The 24,519-nt window shown below is 61.6% G+C and carries 24 protein-coding genes; all 24 read left to right on the top strand.

The features are described from left to right. The first annotated feature begins 98 nt into the window (after positions 1-98). Complete coding sequence (locus BUE09_RS18015) at positions 99-1,289, top strand: DUF262 domain-containing protein (protein WP_083380631.1); 1,191 nt, start codon at positions 99-101, stop codon at positions 1,287-1,289. Then, the gene (locus tag BUE09_RS18010; protein ID WP_073303121.1) at positions 1,282-2,382 is read left to right on the top strand and encodes a DUF3696 domain-containing protein; all 1,101 of its coding nucleotides are present in this window, start codon (positions 1,282-1,284) and stop codon (positions 2,380-2,382) included. The genes BUE09_RS18015 and BUE09_RS18010 overlap by 8 nt, the downstream gene beginning before the upstream one ends. After that, positions 2,382-3,308, top strand: coding sequence for a hypothetical protein (locus BUE09_RS18005; protein WP_073303119.1), 927 nt, complete (start codon positions 2,382-2,384; stop codon positions 3,306-3,308). The genes BUE09_RS18010 and BUE09_RS18005 overlap by 1 nt, the downstream gene beginning before the upstream one ends. A 681-nt stretch (positions 3,309-3,989) precedes the next feature. After that, complete coding sequence (locus BUE09_RS18000; protein WP_073303117.1) at positions 3,990-5,780, top strand: SLC13 family permease; 1,791 nt, start codon at positions 3,990-3,992, stop codon at positions 5,778-5,780. Positions 5,781-5,872: 92 nt separating this feature from the next. Beyond that, the gene (locus BUE09_RS17995; RefSeq protein WP_073303114.1) at positions 5,873-7,150 is read left to right on the top strand and encodes a bifunctional O-acetylhomoserine aminocarboxypropyltransferase/cysteine synthase; all 1,278 of its coding nucleotides are present in this window, start codon (positions 5,873-5,875) and stop codon (positions 7,148-7,150) included. Between the two features lie 85 nt (positions 7,151-7,235). Further along, positions 7,236-7,670, top strand: a complete 435-nt coding sequence (gene trxC, locus BUE09_RS17990) for a thioredoxin TrxC (protein WP_064481367.1) — start codon at positions 7,236-7,238, stop codon at positions 7,668-7,670. 306 nt (positions 7,671-7,976) lie between these two features. Continuing rightward, complete coding sequence (locus BUE09_RS17985) at positions 7,977-8,696, top strand: beta-ketoacyl synthase chain length factor (protein WP_073303112.1); 720 nt, start codon at positions 7,977-7,979, stop codon at positions 8,694-8,696. Further along, positions 8,672-9,481: a lysophospholipid acyltransferase family protein gene (locus BUE09_RS17980; protein ID WP_064481365.1), complete on the top strand. Its 810-nt coding sequence runs from the start codon at positions 8,672-8,674 to the stop codon at positions 9,479-9,481. The genes BUE09_RS17985 and BUE09_RS17980 overlap by 25 nt, the downstream gene beginning before the upstream one ends. Beyond that, complete coding sequence (locus tag BUE09_RS17975; protein ID WP_064481364.1) at positions 9,462-9,734, top strand: phosphopantetheine-binding protein; 273 nt, start codon at positions 9,462-9,464, stop codon at positions 9,732-9,734. The genes BUE09_RS17980 and BUE09_RS17975 overlap by 20 nt, the downstream gene beginning before the upstream one ends. A 1-nt stretch (position 9,735) precedes the next feature. Beyond that, entirely contained in the window at positions 9,736-9,993 is a 258-nt protein-coding gene (locus tag BUE09_RS17970; RefSeq protein ID WP_019341322.1) for an acyl carrier protein, read from the top strand. 83 nt (positions 9,994-10,076) lie between these two features. After that, entirely contained in the window at positions 10,077-10,655 is a 579-nt protein-coding gene (locus BUE09_RS17965; protein WP_073303110.1) for a COG4648 family protein, read from the top strand. Beyond that, positions 10,652-12,331, top strand: coding sequence for an acyl-CoA synthetase family protein (locus tag BUE09_RS17960; protein WP_073303108.1), 1,680 nt, complete (start codon positions 10,652-10,654; stop codon positions 12,329-12,331). Before BUE09_RS17965 ends, BUE09_RS17960 begins: the two co-directional genes overlap by 4 nt. Next, entirely contained in the window at positions 12,328-13,152 is an 825-nt protein-coding gene (locus BUE09_RS17955) for a glycosyltransferase family 2 protein (RefSeq protein WP_417781072.1), read from the top strand. Before BUE09_RS17960 ends, BUE09_RS17955 begins: the two co-directional genes overlap by 4 nt. Continuing rightward, positions 13,149-14,090 carry an LpxL/LpxP family acyltransferase gene (locus BUE09_RS17950; RefSeq protein WP_073303106.1) on the top strand — a complete coding sequence of 314 codons (942 nt, stop codon included), beginning with the start codon at positions 13,149-13,151 and terminating at the stop codon, positions 14,088-14,090. Before BUE09_RS17955 ends, BUE09_RS17950 begins: the two co-directional genes overlap by 4 nt. Continuing rightward, positions 14,077-15,615 carry an HAL/PAL/TAL family ammonia-lyase gene (locus tag BUE09_RS17945; RefSeq protein ID WP_073303103.1) on the top strand — a complete coding sequence of 513 codons (1,539 nt, stop codon included), beginning with the start codon at positions 14,077-14,079 and terminating at the stop codon, positions 15,613-15,615. Before BUE09_RS17950 ends, BUE09_RS17945 begins: the two co-directional genes overlap by 14 nt. Further along, positions 15,608-16,033, top strand: a complete 426-nt coding sequence (locus tag BUE09_RS17940) for an acyl-CoA thioesterase (RefSeq protein ID WP_073303101.1) — start codon at positions 15,608-15,610, stop codon at positions 16,031-16,033. Before BUE09_RS17945 ends, BUE09_RS17940 begins: the two co-directional genes overlap by 8 nt. Then, positions 16,033-16,650: an outer membrane lipoprotein carrier protein LolA gene (locus tag BUE09_RS17935; protein WP_073303099.1), complete on the top strand. Its 618-nt coding sequence runs from the start codon at positions 16,033-16,035 to the stop codon at positions 16,648-16,650. The genes BUE09_RS17940 and BUE09_RS17935 overlap by 1 nt, the downstream gene beginning before the upstream one ends. Next, complete coding sequence (locus BUE09_RS17930) at positions 16,634-18,973, top strand: MMPL family transporter (RefSeq protein WP_073303096.1); 2,340 nt, start codon at positions 16,634-16,636, stop codon at positions 18,971-18,973. The genes BUE09_RS17935 and BUE09_RS17930 overlap by 17 nt, the downstream gene beginning before the upstream one ends. A gap of 147 nt (positions 18,974-19,120) precedes the next feature. Beyond that, a complete protein-coding gene (locus BUE09_RS17925; protein WP_073303094.1) occupies positions 19,121-20,374 on the top strand; it encodes an NAD(P)/FAD-dependent oxidoreductase in 1,254 nt (417 codons plus the stop codon). Further along, the gene (locus tag BUE09_RS17920; protein WP_073303092.1) at positions 20,371-20,898 is read left to right on the top strand and encodes a hypothetical protein; all 528 of its coding nucleotides are present in this window, start codon (positions 20,371-20,373) and stop codon (positions 20,896-20,898) included. Before BUE09_RS17925 ends, BUE09_RS17920 begins: the two co-directional genes overlap by 4 nt. Further along, positions 20,895-22,085, top strand: a complete 1,191-nt coding sequence (locus tag BUE09_RS17915; RefSeq protein ID WP_073303090.1) for a beta-ketoacyl-[acyl-carrier-protein] synthase family protein — start codon at positions 20,895-20,897, stop codon at positions 22,083-22,085. Before BUE09_RS17920 ends, BUE09_RS17915 begins: the two co-directional genes overlap by 4 nt. Continuing rightward, entirely contained in the window at positions 22,082-22,534 is a 453-nt protein-coding gene (locus BUE09_RS17910; protein WP_073303088.1) for a hotdog family protein, read from the top strand. Before BUE09_RS17915 ends, BUE09_RS17910 begins: the two co-directional genes overlap by 4 nt. Then, entirely contained in the window at positions 22,531-23,259 is a 729-nt protein-coding gene (fabG, locus tag BUE09_RS17905; protein WP_073303086.1) for a 3-oxoacyl-ACP reductase FabG, read from the top strand. The genes BUE09_RS17910 and fabG overlap by 4 nt, the downstream gene beginning before the upstream one ends. Then, a complete protein-coding gene (locus tag BUE09_RS17900) occupies positions 23,259-24,485 on the top strand; it encodes a beta-ketoacyl-ACP synthase (RefSeq protein WP_073303083.1) in 1,227 nt (408 codons plus the stop codon). Before fabG ends, BUE09_RS17900 begins: the two co-directional genes overlap by 1 nt. Positions 24,486-24,519: the final 34 nt, after the last annotated feature.

Genomic DNA, 24,519 nt, shown 5'->3' with positions numbered 1-24,519 from the left:
TCTCAATTAACTATCCGGACTGAAGTACGCGCTGAGCAAATTAGCGAGGCATGCTTCAATCAAAACGGTAAGCTGGTAACTAATATGCAGGATTTGCGATGACTAACGCTGAAGCTCCCCAAGCTTATACACAAACCATCTCCGAGGAACGAAATCAACTCGGCGAAAATACTGGCGTTGAGCTTGAGCGAGAAGACCAAACGGGCTCTCTAGGCGAGATTGGCGAGCCGTTCGATCCAGACGAAATCGAGGTTCAGACTCGATCTATGACGATCGGACTAATGATCTCACGACTGCGCCATAAGGCGGTTGATCTCGATCCGGAATTCCAGCGTCGCCGAGGTATCTGGACTGACATTCGCCAAAGCCGACTAATCGAGTCTATCTTACTTAAAATACCATTGCCGACGTTCTACGCAGCAGAGGACGAAGAAGAAAATTGGTCGATTGTGGATGGGATTCAACGACTAACTGCCATTGCTCGCTTCATCGAGCCAAGCACAGTGGGCGATGGCCAACTCAAGCTAATTGGCCTTGAGTATCTAGGGCAGCAGTTCGATGGGAAGATATTCAAGGATCTCACTCCCAAAATGATGCGACGGTTGGAGGAAACTGAAATCGTCGTCCACGTGATCCGTCATGGCACCCCCGAGGTAGTGAAACATAATATCTTCGCTCGGATTAACACAGGAGGTATTCCACTATCCGCGCAGGAATTACGTCATGCCCTCATTGGTGGCCAGGCCCGAACACTCTTGAGGGACTGGGCCAAAGATGAGCGCTTCCTCCAAGCCACCGCTTACGCTATAAGCGACGACCGAATGAGCGACCGAGAGCTGGTTCTGCGGTTCATTGCTTTCAGGCTGACCAAGGCCACCGACTTCCGACCTATAGATTTTGACCGCTTCCTAGGACAAGCCATGCGTGAGGTCAACACATGGAGCGAAAAAGAGCTTCTACTGCAGAAGAATGCCTTCGATAGAGCGATGGAAGTTTCTGCCGACATTTTTGGCGACGACGCGTTCCGTAAACGGTACAGGAAAGATGATGGCCGCTTTCCAATAAACAAAGCCCTATTCGAAGCAGTGGCTGTTACCTTGTCAGAGTTGTCGATCAATGAGCAGAACCTGCTAGTTGAGCGAAGCGACCAAGTGAAGGATCAGTTCATTGAATTAATGGCTGACCGTGCGTTCGAGCGTGCGATTTCACAAGGCACAGGTGACCCGGCTAAAGTAAGACTCCGATTTGATAGGATTCAAAAATTATTCTGGAGCGTGATGGATGATTGATGCAGTGACCCTGAAGAACTTTAAAGGATTCAAGTCTGCTGAAATCCCGCTTGCCCCGCTTACAGTGCTGACGGGACTAAATAGCTCCGGGAAAAGCACGGTGCTACAGTCATTGGGGGTCCTGCGACAGTCTATAGACGCTGGCTTCTTGAGCAGTGGAAGCTGGCTGCTAAATGGGCCTTTTGTTGAGCTAGGAGCGGGATCCGATGTGCTGCACGAAGACAGCGACTCAGAAGAAATTAGTATTGGCTTCATTCAAGACGGTGCCCGCTTTTCTTGGACCGTAGCATACGCTCAGCAGGCCGACGTCCTAGAGCCCAATGCTAGTTTTAAAGCAAGCGAATCGACATTAACCCCTTTCTCAGACCGCTTTCAGTTCCTTCGTGCAGATAGGGTCAACCCTCAGACAATTTCAGCCAAATCCCGCCATGCAGTAAGCCAAAATAAGTCTCTAGGGGCGAAAGGGGAGTTCGCAGCCCACTTTCTGGCTATTTTTCGTGACCAACCGGTGCCGGTCAGTATCCGATACCCGGAAGCGTCTGAAACTACACCGGGCCTACTGAGCCAAGTGAATGCGTGGATGCAAGAGTTCAGCCCCGGGGTGCGCCTGGATGTCCGTGATGTCGTTGGAACTGACTATGTTCGTCTTAGCTTCACATATGGTTCGGGAGTCAACGAATCAAACGCCTATCGCTCCACAAACGTGGGATTTGGCCTCGCCTATAGCTTGCCCATCGTTATCTCCTGCCTAGCAACGCCAGTAGGCGGCCTTATTCTCATCGAAAACCCGGAAGCTCATCTCCACCCTCGTGGCCAGATGGCTATGGGCCGACTCGTGGCTCTAGCTGCGTCAGCGGGAATTCAAGTGATCGTCGAAACCCATAGCGATCATTTTCTAAATGGGGTCCGGCTTGCGGTAAAACGCAGTGAGCTTGATTATACGAATGCGAAGATTCATTTCTTCAGTCGAAACCCAGCGCTTCGCCAAAGCACTTTCGTTAGCCCCAGCGTACAACCTGACGGAAGACTGTCCTTCTGGCCTGAGGGCTTCTTCGACCAGTGGGATAACGCATTGATGGATCTGTGCAGCTGATGTCCTTGCTAGGGTTCTTAAATGAGCTTTCCACACCTACGGACGACTCTCCACGTGAGTTGGTGATTGAACAGCTCATCCAGCTTGCTAGATCAGTCCAAACGGTACGTCGCTGGCGCCAAGACTTCGCTATGCAAACTCAAAATCCGATCTCGAGTTGGCGATTTGGGGAAAACTATGGGTTTGGTGACTTCTTGCGCGAAGCACGTACCAAAGATGACGCGCGCTCGCTACTAGCTGCAGTCAATCGCGCGCCGCTGCGACATGGATTGCCGATGGCACGCGATTCTGATGGCGACCTGGAATACAAATTTGGCGAGCAAGTCGCAGAAGCGTTGGGGCTTGCCGACCTATTCGACGGTTTCGCGCTTAGTTTCAACAGTGCTCACTGGCAGCAGCGCCTCCTTAGCGTCGAACGCACTGAGGTCGTGCAAATGCCCGAGGGGCATTTGGAGCTGATAACAACAAGCATTGACGTGCGCAACACATGTACATCTGATGACGTTAATTCGCACCGCCCTTGGCTGGACACGGCAGGAAAGCTTTCTCTTCGGGACTTTGCTGATTTCGAGGCCAATAGAACCACCCGACTACCTCATCTGGCCTTTCTCCAAGGTGCGCTTGATCAGCTCAGAGCAATTGAGCCAACCAATCCTTGGTGGCGCGCTATCTGCAATCGGCTCGATGAGCTGCAGGAAGCGATGGCAGAGTGGAACCCCGCTGAATCACCGGAGCCTCTGTGGCGAAGCCGCGTGACTGGTGAACATCAAAAACGTCAACGCCTGTGTAACTTTACCGACCTCGACGGTGAGACGCGGTGCTTTGATAAACATGCCCGGTTCACACCTTATGCGGGCAGGCTGCATTTCCGGTTGGATCCTACCGGTCCTCGAATGATCGTAGCGCACATTGGCATGAAGCTATGAAGGCGTACCGAGCCTAATCAGCAGTAACAAATGCATTATCCACCGTGTCAAGCGTCCACTCATCCTGGACAGACCATACCGAAGCTGCACTAAGCTGAACTTCTCAGCTTCGTCATATAAGGGCGGTCATGAATGCAGAGCAATGAGGTTCTCTGCATCGGTAACAGCTTGCTGATTCCGCTCCAACTGGTTGCTCTGAGCTTTAGTTCTGGAAGGCGACTTTGGGTAGATGGTCGAACAAGGGTCTCGACAGCCAGGCCGGAAGTTTTTGAGGATAAAACAACGGTACGCTAACGGTACAGTAATCAGCTTGTAGTCCTTTCCTCAAATTACGCTCAACACCAGCAACCACGCTACTTCAGCTCACTGTATCTGTTCTAAGCTACGCCCGATTTCACTAGGCTAGCAGCGTTTCTAGGCAACTCATAATCCTTTGGTCCACGGTTCGAGTCCGTGTGGGCCCACCACCTCGAAAGCCGCGCATTGCGCGGCTATTTTCGTTTGTCTTGCCGCCGCCGGCTGCAAATGCCTGCACGCAGGGCAGCGATACGACCCTTGGGATAAATAGCCAAACCGCATATAAACCTGAATAAACGTTCCTAGACTCTCTAAGGGCTCACCCCTATCGTTCGCGCGTGGCCGCTGTGTTGGGCCGGTCGTTACGCCACGTTAAGGACGTTCATGCTCTCCGATTCACTGCCGCTGCTGTTCGTCTGCGCCTTGTTGCTCTGGGTGCTGGTGTCTTTCGTGCGAGAGACGTGGAGCCCGGATATCGTCGTGGCGATCGCGGTGGCGGTGTTGATCGCCAGCCAGTTGCTGACCCCCGCGGAAGTGCTCGGAGTATTGTCCAACTCCGCCCCCGTCACCATTGCCTGCATGTTCGTCATCTCCGCGGCGCTGGAGCGCACCGGCTGCATCGATGCGCTGGGTAACTGGCTGGGTGGACTGGTCGGCACCAGCCCGACCCGCGTGCTCGGCGGCCTGACAATTACCGCGCTGATCATTTCGGCCTTTCTCAACAACACGCCCGTGGTAGCGATCCTGACACCAGTGGCCATTTCCCTGGCAACGCGGGCCGGCACCACTCCTTCTAAGCTGCTGATTCCGCTTTCCTACGCCACCATCCTTGGCGGCACGCTGACGATGATCGGCACCTCGACCAACATTCTGGTCGATGGGGTGGCCCGTAAGGCCGGGCTCGCCCCGTTCGGCATGTTTGAAATCACCGGCGCTGCGCTGGTGCTCGCCGCGGCCGGCATGCTGTATATGCTGACCATCGGCAAGCGGCTGCTGCCGGAGCGCGATACCCTGTCCAAGCTGCTCGGGCCGAAGCTCGACCGCACCTTCATGAGCGAGTTACGCGTCCCTCAGGGCTCGCCGGTCATTGGCAAAAGCATTGCCGACGCCAACCTCAACGGTGGCAGCGGACTGCAAGTTCTGCAGGTGAACCGCGGGGTTCATTTGCACAGCCGACCGGAACAGGATTTCAGCTTGCTGGCAGGCGATGTGTTGGTCATCCACGGCCAGGTCAAGGATGTAGTTGAGCTGCGCGGCAGCGGTCATCTGACCTTCAACCGCAGCGATGCCTTCGAAACCATCAGCAGCGAGAATGAAGTGCTCGCTGAAGCCATCGTCGGACGCAACTCGCGTTATAGCCACCGACCGATGCGCGACCTCGATCTCAGCGCCCGCTACGGGATCAATGTGCTGGCCGTGCACCGGCAGGACGAAAACATCCAAGGCAACCTTGACGATTTCCAACTGCAATTCGGTGACGTGATGCTGGTCGAGGGCACACCGGCGCAGATCAAGCGTTTCGCCGACAACGGCGAGCTGATCAGCCTCAACGCGGTGCAGGAGCGTGCGTATCGCCGGGACAAGGCACCGATTGCCATTGGCACCACGCTAATGGTGATGCTGCTGGCGGCGTTCGGCGTGATGCCCATCGAAGGTTTGGCCATCATGGGGGCGGCTGCGGTGCTTGCCACTCGCTGCCTCGATGTCGAAGACGCCTACAAGGCGGTGGACTGGAAGATACTCAGCCTGATCTTCGGCATGCTCGCCATCAGCGTCGCGATGAACAAGGTCGGACTGGTCGAGCTGATCGTCTCCAGTGTGGTTGACCTGACGCCATGGGCTGGGCCGCTGTTCATGCTGGGGTTCATTTATCTATTCACGTCGGTGCTCACCGAGATCCTGTCCAACAATGCGGTCGCCGTGCTTGTAACCCCAATCGCTATTGGCCTCGCCCAGCAGCTCGGCATCGACCCTCGCGCCTTTGTGGTCGCGGTAATGTTTGCCGCCAGCGCCAGTTTCGCCACGCCTATCGGTTATCAGACCAACACCTTCGTCTATAACGCCGGCGGCTATCGCTTCGTCGACTTCCTCAAGGTGGGGATTCCACTGAATCTCTTGCTGTGGTTTGTCGCGACGCTGGTGATCCCGCTGTTCTGGCCGCTCGCACCACTTTGATGGCGCGGCTTGCCCTGGGTCATTGACCATGCCGGCGTTCGGTTTCATGCTCTCGGGCCTTTGCCACGATGAACAAGAACAAGGAGCGCCCCATGAAGCTGGAAACCCTCGCCGTCCATGCCGGTTACAGCCCGGACCCGACCACCCGTGCGGTGGCAGTGCCGATCTACCAGACCACTTCCTATGCGTTCGACGATACCCAGCACGGCGCGGATCTGTTCGATTTGAAGGTGCCCGGCAACATCTATACGCGCATCATGAATCCCACCACCGACGTGCTTGAGCAGCGCGTCGCGGCACTGGAAGGCGGCGTGGCGGCATTGGCTGTGGCTTCGGGAATGGCAGCGATCACCTATGCCATCCAGACCATTGCCGAAGTGGGTGACAACATCGTCTCGGTGGCCAAACTCTATGGCGGCACCTTCAACCTGTTTGCCCATACCCTGCCGCGTCAGGGTATCGAGGTGCGCTTCGCCGCTCACGACGACATCGCTGCGCTCGAGGCGCTGATCGACGACAAGACCAAGGCGGTCTTCTGCGAGTCCATCGGCAACCCGGCAGGCAACATCATCGATCTCCAGGCACTGGCTGAAGCCGCACACCGTCACGGCGTACCGCTGATTGTCGATAACACCGTTGCCACGCCAATGCTCTGCCGCCCGTTCGAGCACGGTGCGGACATCGTCGTGCACTCTCTGACCAAGTATATGGGCGGTCATGGCACCAGCATTGGCGGCATTGTGGTCGATTCCGGCAAGTTCCCCTGGGCGCAGCACAAGAACCGCTTCGCGCTGCTGAATACACCTGACGTGTCCTACCACGGCGTTACCTACACCGAGGCGTTCGGCCCCGCTGCCTTCATCGGCCGCTGCCGGGTGGTTCCGCTGCGCAACATGGGCGCGGCGATTTCACCGTTCAATTCGTTCCTGATCCTGCAGGGGCTGGAGACGCTGGCGTTGCGCATGGAACGCCACTGCGAGAATGCGTTGAAGGTTGCCGAATTCCTGCAGGCACACCCGCAGGTGGAGTGGGTGAAATATGCCGGCCTGGCCGACCATCCGGAGCATGAATTGGCGCGCCGCTATATGCGTGGCACGCCGGCGTCGATTCTCTGCTTCGGCATCAAAGGTGGCATGGAGGCCGGTGCGCGCTTCATCGATGCACTCACGCTGATCGTGCGACTGGTCAACATCGGCGACGCCAAGTCGCTGGCCTGTCATCCCGCCAGCACCACGCATCGCCAGCTGAACGCCGAAGAACTCGCCCGGGCAGGCGTGTCCCAGGATCTGATCCGGCTGTCCATTGGCATCGAGCACATCGATGACATCCTCGCTGACCTGACCCAGGCCCTGGACGCAGCCAAGGGCTAAGGCCGCCAGAGCCGTTCGCCAGCGAGGCTTGATATCGGTCAGCGAGGCTCCACATTATTGCGACAAACTGCTGTGGAGCCTCGCCATGACCGACTCGCTGATCATCCCCTGCGCACATTGCGCCAGCCTTAACCGTATCCCTACCGATCGGCTGCGTGACGCGCCGCGCTGCGGACGCTGCAAGTCAGATGCATTGCCGAACACGCCCTTCGAGCTGCAGCAGAATCAGTTCGCCAACCAGATCAAGGGTGATTTGCCGCTGCTGGTGGACGTCTGGGCCAGTTGGTGCGGCCCCTGCCGCAGTTTCGCCCCGACCTTCGCCCAGGCCGCCGCTCAGCTGCAGGGTCGTTGCCGATTGGCCAAATTGGACAGCGAGGCCAATCCGCAACTGTCGGGCCAGCTCGGCATTCGCTCGATCCCCAGCCTGATCCTGTTCAAGGGCGGTAAAGAGGTCGCGCGTCAGAGCGGCGCGATGCCGTTGCCGCAGCTGCTGGCCTGGCTCCAACAGCAAGGGATATGACAGCAGCCTGTCCGGCTGCTGAGCGGGCGTAAGAAAAAGCCGAAGCGGGTTCGACGCTGGCATCAGCACGGCATGGCACGAGTGCGCCGGCCACCTCCGGCAAACTTTGAACAGACCATTGAATCGGACTTTCAGTTCCGTGCACCAGGCCTGCCTTTTATCCGGATATGTCACGCAACGTTTGCCTAGGCTTCAGCGCGATTGGATAATGCCGCCGTTTTCACGGCCGACATTTACCGATAGTCGCTGTACAGGGACGTCGACACGCCAATAACAAAGGCTCGAGGATGAGCCGGTGAGTTCAGCGTGATTCAATTCGAAATCGATCAATGGCAGGCTTGGGCTCCAGGCCTGACAAGCACTGATGACTGGGCCAATTGGGCCCAGAACCCGTGCGAGCTCGGAAGCAAAGACGCACAACCGGACGTCAGCTTCCTGCCGGCCATGCAACGTCGCCGTCTGAGTCGCCTGGCGCGCATGGTCTTCGCCGTGGCCACTCCTCTGGCGACTGGCCGGCCACCGATGCCACTGGTCTATGCCTCCCGTCATGGCGAGACCGCGCGCACCTTCGCCATCCTCAGTGATTTGGCGAGCGACGAGCCGCTTTCCCCTACCCAGTTCAGTCTGTCGGTGCACAACGCGATCATCGGCCTCTGGTCCATTCATCAGCAGGACAGCAGCGAGATGACCGCATTGGCCGCTGAAGGCGATGGGCTGGAGCATGCCTTGCTGGAAGCCGCCTTATTGCTCGGCGAAGGCGTTTCCGAGGTATTGGTGGTGGTCGCCGAAGACCAACCCCCCACGGTTTATACGCCCTGGATCAGCGACGTGAGCTTTCCTTATGCCGTGGCGCTGTTGCTTAAGCCGGGCAAGACCTGGCAATTGAGCCTCGAAGCCGCAGAGCCAACCGCCAGACAGGCATCGCACCCGCATGCGATCAAACTGGTCCACGCACTGCTCAAGGACCAACCGACCTTTCAAAACACCTGGGAGAGCCGCCAATGGAACTGGCAGCAAACCTATTGAACCGCCGATACAGCGCGCCCTGGCTGTGGCGCCTGGTCGCGACCGGATTGTCGTTCATGCTGTTTGGTGTCGGCGGTCTCTGCCTGCGACTGATCGTGTTCCCTCTGCTGGGGCTTCTGCCCGGCGATAAAGCCGAGCAGCGCCTTCGCGCGCGGCAGACCGTGAGCCGCCTGTTCTGGCTGTTCGTCCAGTTCATGTATCGCAGCGGCGTGCTGACCTATGAAGTCGAGGGTGCCGAACGCCTCGGTCGCCCTGGGCAACTGGTGATCGCCAACCACCCTTCGCTGATCGACGTGGTGGTGCTGATCGCACTGATCCGTGACGCCAACTGCGTGGTCAAGCAAAGCCTGTGGGACAACCCCTTCACTCGCGGACCGATCCGTGCGGCTCAGTACATCAGTAATAACGGCAGCGCGGAGATGCTCGACGAAGCAGCCGATGCGCTGAGGCAAGGCCAGACACTGATTATCTTTCCCGAAGGCACGCGCACCACACCGGGCCAGGCGCCGCAGTTTCATCGCGGCGCGGCGGCCATCGCGCTGCGTGGTGCGCGCTTGGTGACGCCGGTGGTGATTACGGTAACGCCCACTACCCTGACCAAAGCCGAGCCCTGGTATCGGATTCCGGCAAGACGTTTTCATTTTCATCTGCGCGTCGGTGAAGATATCGACCCGCAGCTGTTCGCCGCCCGTGGCGCAGCACCTATCGCCTCGCGGCAACTCAACGATCATCTGCATCGACACTTCATAAAGGAGCTCGCACTCGATGAGCCAACTGCAGCTTGAAATCAAGCAACTGATCATCGACGCCCTGGGTCTGGAAGACCTCGGCCCGGACGATATCGCAGCCGACCAGCCGCTATTCGGCGAAGGACTCGGGCTGGATTCGGTCGATGCACTGGAGCTGGGTCTGGCGATCCAGAAGCGCTTCGGCATCAAGATCGACGCCGATGCCAAGGACACCCGCAAGCATTTCGCCAGTGTCGACAGCCTGACCGCTTACGTCAGCGCAAACCGCGCCCTCGCCGAGGAGGCCTGAGATGAAAAGCCGCGACGAGATATTCCAGACCCTGCGTGACGCACTGGTTGAGCTGTTCGAACTCGAACCTGAGCGGATCAGCCTGGAAGCCAACCTTTACCAGGACCTGGAAATCGACAGCATCGACGCGGTCGACCTGATCGATCACATCAAGCGCCAGACGGGCAAGAAGATTGCCGCGGAGGAATTCAAGTCGGTACGGACCGTGGGCGATGTCGTCGAAGCGGTCTATCGACTGGTCAACCCGCAGCCGGCCTGACCCGCCCGATCAACAGAACAGCCATTATCCGGGTAGCCGCAGCGTTACCCGGATAATGGCTCCATGCGCAAATGGACGGCACGATGCATGCACCCGCACCAACAGGCAAAGCGAACGCCAGCCGGCTGATTGGCCTTGGCCTGCTGCTGGCCGGCCTCGCCTACCCGTTTGGTGTGTACCTTGGTCTGGAGCACCTGTCGCCCCGGCTGTTCGCCCTGCTGCTCGGCACGCTCTGGCTGGCTCGCCTATGCAGCAGCAAGCAGACACCGCTGAGCTACACGATGGCAGCGACTGCCCTGCTGTTCTGCCTGTTGCTTGGGCTGGCGGGCGAGCCGGCGCTGCTGCGCTGGTACCCGGTACTGATCAGCCTGGCCCTGTTCGGCCTGTTTGCCGGCAGCCTCTACTCCGGCATGCCGATCATCGAGCGCCTCGCGCGGCTGAGCGAACCCGAACTCCCGCCGGCAGCGGTGCGCTATACGCGGCAGGTGACCTGGGTCTGGCTGGGCTACTTCCTCGTTAACGCCGGCATCGCCAGCGGACTCGCGCTCTGGGCGCCGCTGAGCTGGTGGACGCTATACACCGGACTGATCGCCTATCTGCTGATGGGGCTGTTGTTTGCCGGTGAGTGGTTAGTCCGTCAGCGAGTCAGGAAAGCAACATGAACTGGATTGCCCTCGAACACCTGCTCGACCACGCGCCCAAGTCGCGTCCGGTCACGCTCGATTCGGTGCTGGAGCATGCCGAACTGCGTCAGCAAGCGCTGCGTCTGGCCGCAGGGCTGCGTAACCGCGGCGTCGCCCGACTCGCGGTGCATCTGGAGGATGCCGGCGAGCTGGCGATTGCGCTGCTCGGCGCCTGGCGAGCCGGCGTGACCGTGCTGCTGCCGGCTGATCTGCAGCCCGCGAGCCGTGCGCGCCTGGCGCACCAGGCCGATCTATGGCTGACAGACCAGGACGGCGATGCGCATATCTCGGAGCTGTTCGCCGAACCGCTGGAACCGGCGAAGCTGGACCTGGACAGGTGTCGGCTGCTGCTCTGCACGTCCGGCTCCAGTGGCGAACCGAAGCTGATCGACAAGCGCCTACGCCAGCTGGCGAACGAGGTGGAAATCCTCGAAGCCTGCTGGGGCCCCGACCTCGGCGATGCCTGCGTGATCGCCAGCGTCGCGGCGCAGCACATCTATGGGCTGCTGTTCCGGGTGCTCTGGCCGTTGTGCGCGGGCCGGCCGTTTCTGCGTCGCGCACAACCCTTCCCTGAAGATATCCAGCTAGCCAGCCGCCCGCATTTGCGCTTCTGCTGGGTGGCCAGCCCGGCGTTGCTCAAGCGCATGGGCGACAACCTCGACTGGCCGGCGTTGCGCAGCGTGCGCCGCGTCTTTTCCTCGGGGGGAGCCTTGGATATCGAGGCTGCGCAGCGATTGCAGCAGCGTCTGGGTCAGCTTCCGACCGAGATCTACGGCAGTTCCGAGACCGGCGGTATCGCCTGGCGCCAAGGCGGGCATCTGTGGCAACCCTTCCCCGGCGTCCAGTTGGGCCAGGACGACAACGGAGCTTTGCGCATCGCCTCGCCCTGCCTGCCGCCAGGCCATACAGAACAGACGGCCGATGCGGCGCGAATCGAGAGCGATGGGCGCTTCGAATTGCTCGGCCGACTGGATCGCATCGTCAAGCTGGAAGAAAAACGCATCTCCCTGCCAATGCTGGAAACAGCCCTGGCCACACACCCTTTTGTCAGCGAAGCGCGCCTCGGCGTGGTCAGCGACAACCGTGCCTACCTCGCGGCGCTGGTTGCGCTCAGTGAGGCGGGCCTGCACGCCCTGCGCAACGGTGGCCGACGCGCATTGACCGAGACGTTGCGCAAGCACTTGGCAGACCACTGCGAAGCGCTGGCCTTGCCGCGCCGCTGGCGGCTACTGACCCATCTGCCCTGCAACAGCCAGGGCAAGGTGCCCCAGGCACAACTCGATGCACTGTTGCAGGCACCACGGCCGTTGCAGCCCGAACGACTCAGCGTCTCCCGGGACGAGGATCAATGGCAGCTCCTGCTGGCCGTCCCGCCGGACCTGGCGCACTTCACCGGGCACTTTCCGCAAACCCCGGTTCTCCCCGGCGTGGTGCAGATCGACTGGGCCATCGGCCTTGCCCGCGAGCTGATCGCCGACCTGCCGCCGAGCTTCCAAGGCATGGAAGTACTCAAGTTCCAACAGCTCGCCCGTCCGGGTGACCAGTTGAGCCTGACCCTGCGTTTCGACCGCGAGCGCCGCAAGCTGCATTTCGCATACCGCAACGGCGACGCGCCCTGCTCGTCCGGCCGCATTCTGCTGGGAGATCCGCTGTGACCATGCTTACCCCGCTTGAGCCTGCGATGGCGACCGTGCCCGTTAAGGACAGCCCTCAACAGTTGTCGTTAGCGATTGACGAAGACTGGTTCAAGCCGTGCGCGGTGGTGCCGGTGTACAACCACGAAGCCAGCCTGCCCGGCGTCGTTCGTGCATTGCTCGCCGAAGACTTGCAGTGCGTGCTGGTTGATGATGGCTCCAGCCCGGCAGCGGCGGCGGTTATCGATGAGTTGGCAGAACAACCCTCAGTCCACCTGCTCCGCCACCGCCGCAATCAAGGCAAAGGCGCAGCGGTCGCATCCGGCCTGCGCGAGGCGTCGCGTCTGGGTTTCAGCCACGCGTTGCAAGTCGATGCCGACGGCCAACACGACCTGAGCGGCGTGCCGCTGTTCCTCGACCGCGCCAGCCAGGCGCCGGATGCGCTGATCTGTGGCTACCCGCAATACGATTCGAGTGTGCCCAAAGGGCGCCTCTATGCCCGCTACCTGACCCATGTCTGGGTCTGGATCAATACGCTGTCATTGTCTATCCGCGACTCCATGTGCGGCTTTCGTGTCTATCCGCTGCAGCCGGCTCTGGCCCTGCTCGACTCGACGAAGGTGGGTCAGCGCATGGACTTCGACACCGAAATCCTGGTGCGCCTGCACTGGCGACAGCAGCCGATGGTCTGGCTGCCGACGCGGGTGCACTACCCGGCCGATGGGGTTTCGCACTTCCGTCTGTGGCGCGACAACCTGCTGATCTCGTCGATGCACGCACGACTGTTCGGCGGCATGCTCATGCGGGCGCCAGCGCTGCTCTGGCGGAGGTGGAGGGGATGAGCGAACAGGCCGCAGCCGGTTCGCATTGGGCCGCGCACCGCGAGCGGGGCAGCTTTGCCTTGATGAAGCTAACGGCCTGGGCCGTGCGCCTGCTCGGCCGACGTGCCATGGCACCGCTGCTGTACCTGATCGTGCTGTATTTCTACCTGTTCAACCGCAGCGCGCGGCAGAGCGCCTGGCGGTACCAACAGAACCTCGCTGCGTACAGCGGCCGCGCCGATCTGGCGCCCAACTGGCACTCGGTCTATCGCCAGTTCATGGCCTTCGCCGATGCCTTGCTGGACAAGCTCGATGTCTGGGGTGGACGTCTGAGGCTAGATCGACTGGTGCTGCATGACAGCGCCAACCTGCACGCTGACCTCAAGGCGCCACGCGGCCAGCTGCTGGTCGGATCGCACCTGGGCAATCTGGAGATCTGCCGGGCCCTGGCGGAAATGGGCCGTAAGGTAAAGATGAACGTCCTGGTGCACACCCGTCACGCCGAACAGTTCAACCGGCTACTGGATGAATCCGGCGCGAACAACTTGCGGCTGATTCAGGTCAGCGAACTCGACCCGGCGATCATGATGGAGTTGTCCCATCGGCTGGATCAGGGCGAATGGCTCGCCATCGCCGGTGATCGGGTGCCGCTGCAGGGCGGGCGCATCGCCACGGCCGATTTTCTTGGCCAGCCGGCCGCGTTTCCGCAGGGGCCGTGGCTGCTGGCCGGCTTGCTGCAGTGCCCGGCGAATCTGCTGTTCTGCCTGAAACATGCGGGGCAATTCCATGTCCATCTGGAGCCCTTCGCTGATCGCGTCGAGTGGCGGCGTGGCCAGCGCGATGCCGTGGTGCAGGCCTGGGTTCAGCGCTACGCGGATCGACTGGCGGCACGCTGCCTGGAGGCACCCTTGCAATGGTTCAACTTCTACCCTTTCTGGAACACCCATGAACAACGCTGAGCCCGTGATCTTTGGTGAAAACCATCTGCGTATCGAAGACCTGCTGGCCGTCGCCCAGGGCCATGCGCCCGCCCGGCTGCAGTCCGACGCGGCGTTCCGCGAACGGATCGCCCGCGGCGCGCAGTTTCTCGACACCCTGCTCGACCGCGAAGGCGTGATCTACGGCGTGACCACCGGCTATGGCGATTCCTGCGTGGTGGCGGTGCCGCTGCATCAGGTCGAGGCATTGCCACAGCACCTGTTCACCTTCCACGGCTGCGGCCTGGGCAAGCTGCTCGACGCGGAAGCCACCCGAGCAGTGCTGGGCGCCCGCCTGCGTTCGCTGACGCACGGCATGTCTGGCGTACGCATCGAGTTGCTCGAGCGCATGCAGGCGTTCCTCGAGCATGACGTGCTGCCATTGATCCCCGAAGAAGGCTCGGTCGGTGCGAGCGGTGACCTCACGCCGCTGTCCTATGTCGCGGCGACCCTGGCTGGCGAGCGAGAGGTGATGTATCGGGGCGAACGCCGCAGCGCCGCCGAGGTACACCGCCAGCTTGGCTGGACGCCGCTGACTCTCCGTCCCAAAGAAGCCCTTGCGTTGATGAACGGCACCGCAGTGATGACCGGCCTGGCCTGCCTCGCCTACGCCCGCGCCGATTACCTGCTGAAACTGGCGACCCGAATCACCGCACTCAACGTGATCGCGCTGGAAGGCAACCCCGAGCATTTCGACGAACGCCTGTTCGCGGCCAAGCCGCACCCGGGGCAGACACAGGTGGCCGCCTGGATTCGTCAGGACCTTGCCATCGAGGCACCGACCGCGCCGCTGCATCGCTTGCAGGACCGTTACTCGCTGCGCTGCGCACCGCACGTACTCGGCGTACTGGCTGACAGCCTGGGCCTGCTGCGGCAGTTCATCGAAACCGAACTGAACAGCGCCAATGACAACCCGATCATCGACGCGGAAAACGAGCGGGTGCTGCATGGTGGGCATTTCTACGGCGGGCATATCGCCTTTGCCATGGACAGCCTGAAGAATCTTGTCGCCAACGTCGCCGACCTGCTCGACCGGCAGCTCGCGTTGCTGGTCGACACCCGCTACAACCACGGCTTGCCGAGCAACCTGTCCGGCGCCCCCAAAGCCACGGCGATGATCAACCATGGTTTCAAGGCCGTGCAGATCGGAGCCAGCGCCTGGACCGCCGAAGCCCTGAAAAACAGCATGCCCGCCAGCGTTTTTTCGCGCTCGACCGAGTGCCACAACCAGGACAAGGTCAGCATGGGCACTATTGCCGCGCGCGATGCATTGCGTAGTCTGGAGCTGACCGAACAGGTCGCCGCCGCCACTCTGATCGCCGCGAACCAGGGCGTCTGGCTGCGCCAGCGTCAGCCGGCGGCACGGGCGCTACCGGCCCCCCTCGCAGTGATGCACGAAGCGCTTGCCGAAGACTTCCCACCGCTGATCGAAGACCGTGCGCTGGAAAGCGAACTGCGCCTTTGCCTCGAGCGCATTCGTGCGCAGCACTGGGGACTGTATGCGTAAGGGCGGCGTACTGCAGGCAGAAGTCGAAGTGCTGGTGCCCTTCTTCGACGTCGATTCCATGGACATCGTCTGGCACGGCCATTACGTCAAGTATTTCGAGATGGCGCGCTGCGCCCTGCTCGACCGCATCGATCACAACTATATGCAGATGAGGGATGCCGGCTACGCCTGGCCGATCATCGACGTGCAGCTGCGCTACATCCGCGGCGCCCGTTTCAACCAACGCATCGTCGTGCGCGCCGATCTGGTCGAGTGGGAGAACCGCCTGAAGATCAACTACCTGATCAGCGACGCCGAGACCGGCGAGCGTATGACCCGAGGCAGCACCGTTCAGGTCGCTGTGGAGATCGCCAGCCGTGAAATGCTGCTGGCCTCGCCGAAGGTGCTGGTCGACGCCGTGGAGCGCGCGCTGCTGTGATGCGTCTATTCAATAGCCTCTTTTGCCGCACGCTGATTACGCTGGGCCTGTTGCTGGCGGTGACCGCCCGCGCCAACGCATTCGATCTGCTGCAGCTCAGCTTGCAATTGGGCGAACCGGCGGTTGTTCGCGGCACCTTCACCCAGGAGAAATACCTGCGCGCCCTGCCCCAGCCTCTGGTCAGCGTGGGCACCTTCGTCCTGGCGCGCGACAGCGGTCTGCTCTGGTTCCTGCAGGACCCGGTGCAACAGGATTACCGCATCAGCGCCGCCGGGATCGCCCGACGCACGCCCAGCGGCTGGCAGCAGACCCGTCAGCAAGGGCCCGCGGCGCGGCAGAACGAACTGTTTCTAGCCGTACTGCAGGGCGACACCGAAGCCTTGCAGCGCGATTTTGAATTGCAGCTGACTGGCACTGCGCAGGCATGGGCGTTGACACTAACCCCGCGCTCCCGGCTGCTCGCACAGATCTTCTCCAGCATTCTGATCCAGGGAGGGGCCACCGCCGAGCGTATCGAGCTGAGTGAAGCCCAGGGTGACAGCACACTGTTGCTGCTGACCGACGTCCAGATCGATGATCAGTTGAGCCCTAGCGAACGCCATGACCTCGCCGACTGATCACGCGCTCAGGCTGCCGGCCTGGCTCTCCTCACTGTTTTTTCTGGCCCTGCTTGGGCTGGTCGCGTTGACCGCATGGCAATGGCGCGATGGCGCGCCGGTCAGCGCTAATTTGCTGCAATTGTTGCCCAGCGGTGCGCCTGGGGAACTCGAGCAACTCGCCGAGCAGCGCGTGCAGGAACCGCTGAATCGCGATCTGATGCTGCTGGTTGGGCATGCCGACGAAGACACCGCAGTCGCGCTGGCTAAGGAGGTCGCCGGCAATCTCAAGGCCAGCGGCCTGTTTGCGCAGATTCGTCGCTCCGTGCAGGCCGATTTGCCGGCCGTACGCCAGCAATTACTGGATCAACGTCTGGTATTGCTCGACGGGGCCAGCCGCGAAGCCTTGATCGCCTCACCCGAAGCGTTCATTCAACAACGCCTGCAGCGCCTGTTCAGCCCGTTTGAAAGCACCAGCCTGGTGCCGGTTGAAGAAGACTGGTTCGGCCTGGCCGATCTGGCGCAGCGGCGACTGCCACAATCGGGCAATATCCACCCGCGCCTCGATGGCGCGCTGCTGGCCGAACATGACGGCCAGCGCTGGGCGGTTATCCATGCACAGATCGACGGCGATGCCTTCGATGACAAGCTGCCGCTGCAGGTTGACGATCAGGTTCGTGCCGCTCGCCGCTGGGTCGAATCCCAGCACGGCGAGTTGCTCGCGGCGGGCGGCGTGCTGCATGCCGCATATGGGCAGCGTCAGGCGCGTGAGGAAGCAGGCCTGATCGGTAGCGTCTCGCTCGTCGCCACCCTGGCTCTGCTGCATCTGCTGTTCCGTACGCCGCGCGTGCTGCTGGTCGCCCTGCCAGTGCTGGTCGGCGCGCTCAGTGGCGCCGCGGCCTGCGTTGCGCTGTTCGGTCAGATCCACGTACTGACGCTGGTGCTGGGAGCCAGCTTAGTCGGTGTCAGCATCGATTTTCCGCTGCACTACCTGTCCAAGAGCTGGACATTGCAGCCATGGCAGGCCTTTCGAGCCTTGCGCCTGACACTGCCCGGCCTTGCTCTGGCGCTGGCGACCAATGTCATCGGCTATCTGGCCATGGCGTTCACACCGTTTCCAGCATTGAGCCAGGTCGCGGTGTTTTCTGCGGCCGGACTGCTCGGGGCCTTCGCCTGCGCTACCTGCCTGCTGCCGGCGCTGGTGAACGTTCCGTTACAACCATGGGCCGCCCCGCTGAACTGGGCTGAACACGCCTTGATCCTGCGTCGGCGTCTGCTCGAACATCTTTCCTCGCGCTGGCTACTGGCCGGCTTCGTAGTGTTCTGCCTGGCCGGTATCAGCCAAGTGTCGTTCAAGGATGACCTGCGCCAGTGGGTCAGCCGCGCGCCGGCGCTGCAGCAGCAGGCCGAGCGCATTGGCCAGATCACCGGCTTCGAGCCGACCAGCCAGTATTTCCTGGTTCGCGCACAGACACCCGACGAGTTGCTGGAGCGTCAGGAAGCGCTTGGCACTCGCCTCGATGAGCTGGTCGCAGAGCAGAAGCTGCACGGCTATCTTGCCCTGAGCCAATTGGCTGCCCCAGCCGTTGCCCAGGAGAGCCTGCATCTCACGTTGCCGCGCCTGCTGCAATACAGCCAGCCGCTGCTGGCACTTGGCATCACCACAGAGGTGCTCGAAAAAGAACTCGCTGACCTCAAGGCGCTATCAGTCACCGGCCTCGATCAGGTGTTGGCCGGGCCGCTTGCCGAACCTTGGCGCCCGCTCTGGCTGGGTAGCCGACGCGACGGCACAGTTGCTGGCTTGATCAGCCTGCAGGGGCTTCGCGACAGTTCGGCGCTGCACGGCCTGGCCGACGGTATCGGCGGGGTCAGCCTCATCGACCGGCCCGCCGAGCTGAATCGTCTGTTTGCCGAGACCCAGCGCCAGGCAGCGCTGCTCAAACTGCTGGCCGCTGTCGTCATTCTGGCGCTGCTGTGCCTGCCATTCGGCTGGCGCGGTGCCCTGCGCTGTTTGGCTGTTCCGCTGCTGGCGGCGCTTGGCAGCCTTGCCTGCCTCGGCTGGCTGGGCCAGCCATTGACCCTGTTCGGCCTGTTCGGCCTGCTGTTGGTCACGGCGATCGGTGTGGATTACGCAATTCTCATGCGTGAGCAAATCGGTGGTGCCGCAGTGAGCCTGGTCGGCACCCTTCTCGCGGCCGTCACCACCTGGCTGTCGTTCGGCCTGCTAGCCTTGTCGAGCACGCCGGCTGTGAGCAACTTTGGCCTGGCGGTGGGCATCGGCCTGGTATTCGCATTTCTGCTCGCGCCCTGGGCTGCAGAAACCACCGGAAACCCAGCATCTTGACCCTCCAGCGTGGCGCCGTGTTATGGCCTCAGCGGGCCTTGGCTGAGTTTCGGGCGCGACCGGAATACGGTGCTCGCCTGAAAAACGACCTGTCTTACCCAACCCGCCGGCAGCGACCGGCTTCCGCCACCTTACCGAGTCGAACACATGAAGGCTTCATCGCATCCTGAAAACCGTAGCGTTGTCGTTATCGGCGCGGGGCCCTCCGGGGCTATCGCTGCTGCCCTGCTCAAGCGCCAGGGCCACGACGTGCTGGTCATCGAACGACAGCGGTTTCCACGCTTTTCGATTGGTGAAAGCCTGCTCTCCCATTGCCTGGATTTCATCGAGGAAGCGGGCATGCTCGAGGCGGTACAGGCCGCTGGCTTTCAGACCAAGCATGGCGCGGCCTTTGGCTGCGGTAAACGCTACACCGAGTTCGATTTTCGCGACAAATTCACCGAAGGCCACGGCAGCACCTATCAGGTTCAGCGGGCGGATTTCGACAAGCTGCTGGCCGATCAGGCCGCGCTGCAAGGCGTAGAGATTCGCTACGAAGAGGAGATTACTGCCGCAGATTTCGACGGCTCGCGCCCGAGTTTGCAGGTGCGCCGCCTCGACGGTAGCGAATATGCGCTCCAGGCCGACTTCGTCCTCGACGCCAGCGGCTACGGCCGAGTGCTGCCGCGCTTGCTCGATCTGGAAGCGCCGTCGAGCTTTCCACTGCGCCGTGCGGTGTTCACCCATATCAGGGACAACATTGACGACCCGCACTTTGACCGCGACAAGATTCTCATCACTACCCACCCGGAACTGCGCGACGTCTGGTTCTGGACCATCCCGTTCAGCGATGGCCGCTGCTCGCTGGGCGTGGTGGCCAGCGCCGAGCGCTACGAGGGCCGCCCGGTGGATCTGGACGCCTGCCTCAAGGAATTCGTCATGGAGGCCCCCAACCTCAAGCGCATCCTCAAGCATGCGGAATGGGACATCCCCGCACGCCCGATCAACGGCTATTCGGCAAGCGTCAAAGCACTGCACGGCCGCGGTTTTGCACTTCTAGGTAATGCCGCCGAGTTTCTCGACCCGGTGTTCTCATCCGGCGTCACCATCGCGATGCGCTCGGCGAGCATGGCGGCCGCCGTATTGCACCGACAGCTGAACGGCGAGGCAGTGGACTGGGAAAGCGAATTCGCAGCGCCGCTTAAGCGGGGCGTGGATACCTTCCGCACCTATGTCGAGGGCTGGTACGACGGCAGCTTCCAGGACGTCATTTACTACGAACGGGCCCAGCCGGAGATTCGCCGGATGATCTGCTCAATCCTCGCTGGTTACGCCTGGGACGACCGCAACCCCTACGTCGCCGAGCCCCAACGCCGCTTGCGCGTATTGGCCGAGCTCTGTGCCACTCCAACGCCCGCATGATCACGTTGAAACACTGCCTGTCACGCCTGACCTGGCTGCCGCTGCTGCTGTTGCTCGGTGCCTGCGCCCAGCAACAGCCTTTGCCGAGTCAAACGCCATTGCTGTCGTTGCCGATGCAGTTGCATGTCCAACGTCATGAGCACGGCACCACGGACGATTGGCTACTGGTGATTCAGCAAGAAGGGGCTGCCTTGCGCTGGTCGCTGTTCAACCCGCTGGGCGTACCGCTGGCGCGCCAGCTGCTGCTTGATGGGCATTGGCAAGTCGATGGGCTGCTGCCGCCCAATGCCGAAGCGCGTGCGCTGTTTGCCGCGCTGCTATTCGCACTCAGCCCCGCCGAGCAGCTAGGCGAACTCTATGCGGGCAAGCCCTGGACGCTGCACGGGAGCAGCCGCTCTCTGGCAGACGGCAGCTCGGCCTGGCACGTTCGCTATCAGGATAATGGCGGCTTCGAACTCGACGTCGGGCCGACGCTGACCTATGGTGTCGCGCCTATCGCGCCAGCCGGAGCCCGCCAACCATGACCGCCTACCTCAATGCACTCGGGCTGATTTGCGCCCTGGGGCGCGGCAAGGCTGAAGTTGCCCAGCGACTGCTGGCCGGCGACGGCTCAGGCATGCAGCCGCATCCCCAGAGGATTGCCGGGCGCAGCCTGCCGGTCGGCGCCGTCACCGGCAAGCTACCCTCGCTTGCCGATGCGCCGCTGCAGCACGCCACCCGCAACAACCAGCTGCTGTTGGCTGCCCTGGACGAAATCGAATGCGAAGTGCATGAAGCGATCTCGCGCTTCGGCCCAAGCCGTGTCGGCGTGGTCATGGGAACCAGCACCTCCGGCATTCAGGAGGCAACCCAGGGAATAGCCCGTCTGGTACGTGACGGCCAATTGCCGTCCAGCTATCACTACAGCCATCAAGAGCTTTGTGCGCCGGCCAGCTTCATCAGCGAGCGGCTGCAGCTCAGCGGCCCGAGCTACGCGATATCCACGGCCTGTACGTCCAGCGCGCGAGCACTGCTGAGCGCCAAACGGTTGCTGGATGCGGGCATTTGCGATGCAGTGATCTGTGGCGGCGTGGATACCCTGTGCGATCTGACACTGCGCGGCTTCAGCGCCCTCGAGGCGACCAGCATTCGCGTCTGCAATCCGTTCTCGGTCAACCGCGACGGCATCAATATCGGCGAAGCGGCAGCGGTCTTCCTGATGACGCGTGAGCGCGCGCCGATTGCCCTGCTCGGTGGCGGCGCCAGTTCCGATGCCCACCACATCTCCGCTCCTGACCCGCAGGGCCTGGGCGCGATAGCGTCGATGGGCAACGCAATGAGCAGCGCCGGAATCCTGCCCGAACAGATCGGTTATCTGAACCTGCACGGCACCGCCACTCGGCACAACGATGCGATGGAAAGCCTAGCTGTGGCCAGGGTATTTCCGGCTGGCGTGCCTTGCTCATCCACCAAGCCGCTCACCGGCCACACCCTCGGTGCCGCCGGCGCCTTGGAAACGGCGTTCTGCTGGCTGCTGTTGTCGGAACACAACCCCACACAGCTGCTACCGCCGCATCGATGGGACGGCGAGCAAGACGCCGAATTGCCGCGCCTTGACCTCGTCGTAGCCGGCACCGTGGCGGCTGCGACTGCCGCACCGCGACGCATGATGAGCAACTCCTTCGCCTTTGGCGGTAACAACATCAGCCTGATCCTGGGGGATGCACCATGATCGATTGGCCAGTCGCCGAACTGCTGCCTCATGCGGGAGACATGATCCTGCTCGATGCGGTCGAGTCATTCGACGCCGAAAGCATCACCGCCCAGCTGCAGGTCAAAAGCGCCGGCTTGCTCAACTTGCCCGACGGCAGCCTGCCAGCCTGGGCCGGCATCGAAATCATGGCGCAGACGGTCGCCGCCTTTGCCGGCTGTCAGGCGCGGCTGATCGGGCAGCCGGTGGAACTGGGCTTTCTGCTGGGAACGCGCAGCTTCCAATGCAACGTCGAGCACTTCCCAGCCGGCAGCCTGTTACGTATCCATGCGCTGCGTTCGCTGCAGGATGACAACGGCATGGGCGTGTTCGAATGCCATCTCGACGGGCCCGGCATCCATGCCGAGGCGCGCCTCAACGTGTTTCGCCCGCCCGAAGTGGCGAATTATCTGCAAGAGCCTTCACCATGAGTAAAAGCATCCTCGTCACCGGTTCCAGCCGTGGCATCGGCCGCGCCATTGCCTTGCGCCTGGCAAAAAGTGGCCACGACATCGTTCTGCATTGCCGCGCACGGCGAGACGAGGCGGAGACCGTCCAGGCGCAGATTCAGAAGATGGGCCGCACGGCGCGGATCCTGCAGTTCGATGTAGCGGATCGCGCGCAATGTCGTGAACAGCTGGAAGCGGATGTCGAAACCCAGGGCGCCTACTACGGGGTTGTCTGCAATGCCGGACTAACCCGCGACGGCGCTTTTCCGGCCTTGACCGAGGACGACTGGGATCTGGTCATGCGCACCAACCTGGACGGCTTCTACAATGTGTTGCAGCCGTTGACCATGCCGATGATCCGGCGTCGGCAGCCGGGGCGAATCGTTTGCATCACCTCGGTTTCGGGATTGATCGGCAACCGCGGCCAGGTCAACTACAGCGCCTCCAAAGCCGGCGTGATCGGTGCGGCCAAGGCCTTGGCTGTCGAACTTGGTAAACGGCGGATCACCGTCAACTGCGTAGCACCCGGACTGATCGACACCGACATGCTCGACGACAACCTGCCCATCGAGGAAATGCTCAAGATGATCCCGGCACAGCGCATGGGCACGCCGGAGGAAGTCGCCGGCGCGGTCAATTTCCTGATGTCGGAGGAAGCGAGCTACATCACCCGGCAGGTCCTCGCTGTCAATGGTGGGTTGTGCTGATGAAGCGTGTCGTCGTCACCGGCATGGCCGGCATTACCTCGCTGGGCAGCGACTGGGCCAGCATCGAGACTTACTTCAGCAGCAACCGCAGCGGCATTCGCTACATGCCGGAGTGGGACCGGTTCACCGAACTCAACACCCGTCTGGCGGGACCGGTGGATGACTTCGCTGTCCCCAAGCACTGGACGCGCAAGCAACTGCGAAGCATGGGCCGGGTATCACGGTTGTCGGTAAAGGCAGCAGAACAGGCCCTCGATCACGCGGGCCTGCTCGATGATCCGTCAATCCGCGACGGTCGCATGGGCGTCGCCTGCGGCTCGTCCACCGGCAGCACCGAGGAAATCAAAGCCTTCGGCAACATGCTGCTCAACTCGGTAGCTGATGGGCTGAACGCCAACTCCTACATCCGCATGATGCCGCACACCACGGCGGCCAATATCAGCATCTTCTTCGGCCTGACTGGCCGGGTCATTCCCACGTCAAGCGCCTGTACCAGCGGCAGTCAGGGCATTGGTTATGCGTATGAGGCGATCAAGTTCGGCCGCCTACCGATGATGCTCGCGGGCGGCGCCGAGGAACTCTGCGCCACCGAAGCCATGGTCTTCGATGCCCTGTACGCCACCAGCCTGAAGAATGACGCCCCGCAGACATCCCCACGACCCTACGACGCTGGCCGCGATGGCCTGGTGATTGGCGAAGGTGCCGGCATGCTGGTGCTCGAAGAGCTGGAGCATGCTCTGGCCCGTGGCGCCACCATCCACGCCGAACTGACCGGCTTTGGCAGCAATGCCGACGGCCAGCACGCCACCAAACCGGAACAGCTGACCATGCGCCGCGCCATGGAACTGGCGCTGGAAGACGCCGGCCTGCAAGCCGGCGCCATTGGCTACGTGAACGGACATGGCACTGCCACCGAGCAAGGCGATATCGCCGAAACCCAGGCGACCCAAGCGCTGTTTGGCAGCGGTATGCCGATCAGCTCGCAGAAGAGCTTCCTTGGCCACACGCTGGGCGCCTGCGGCGCGCTGGAGTCCTGGTTCAGCATCGAGATGATGAACCGCGACCGCTACATCCACACACTCAATCTGGACCGCATTGATCCGCGCTGTGGCGAACTGGACTACCTCGCCGGCGCGCCGCGCGCCATGCAGCACGAATATGTAATGAACAACAATTTTGCCTTTGGCGGCATCAACACGTCGCTGATCTTCCGCCGCTGGGCTTGACCCTTTCAACCAAAACACCGCAAGGAAAAAAGCA

Source organism: Stutzerimonas xanthomarina DSM 18231 (genome assembly GCF_900129835.1).
GTDB classification, from domain to species: Bacteria; Pseudomonadota; Gammaproteobacteria; order Pseudomonadales; family Pseudomonadaceae; genus Stutzerimonas; species Stutzerimonas xanthomarina.
The sequence above is the reverse complement of the archived record's forward strand: the minus strand, read 5'-3'. Positions and strand labels throughout refer to the sequence as shown.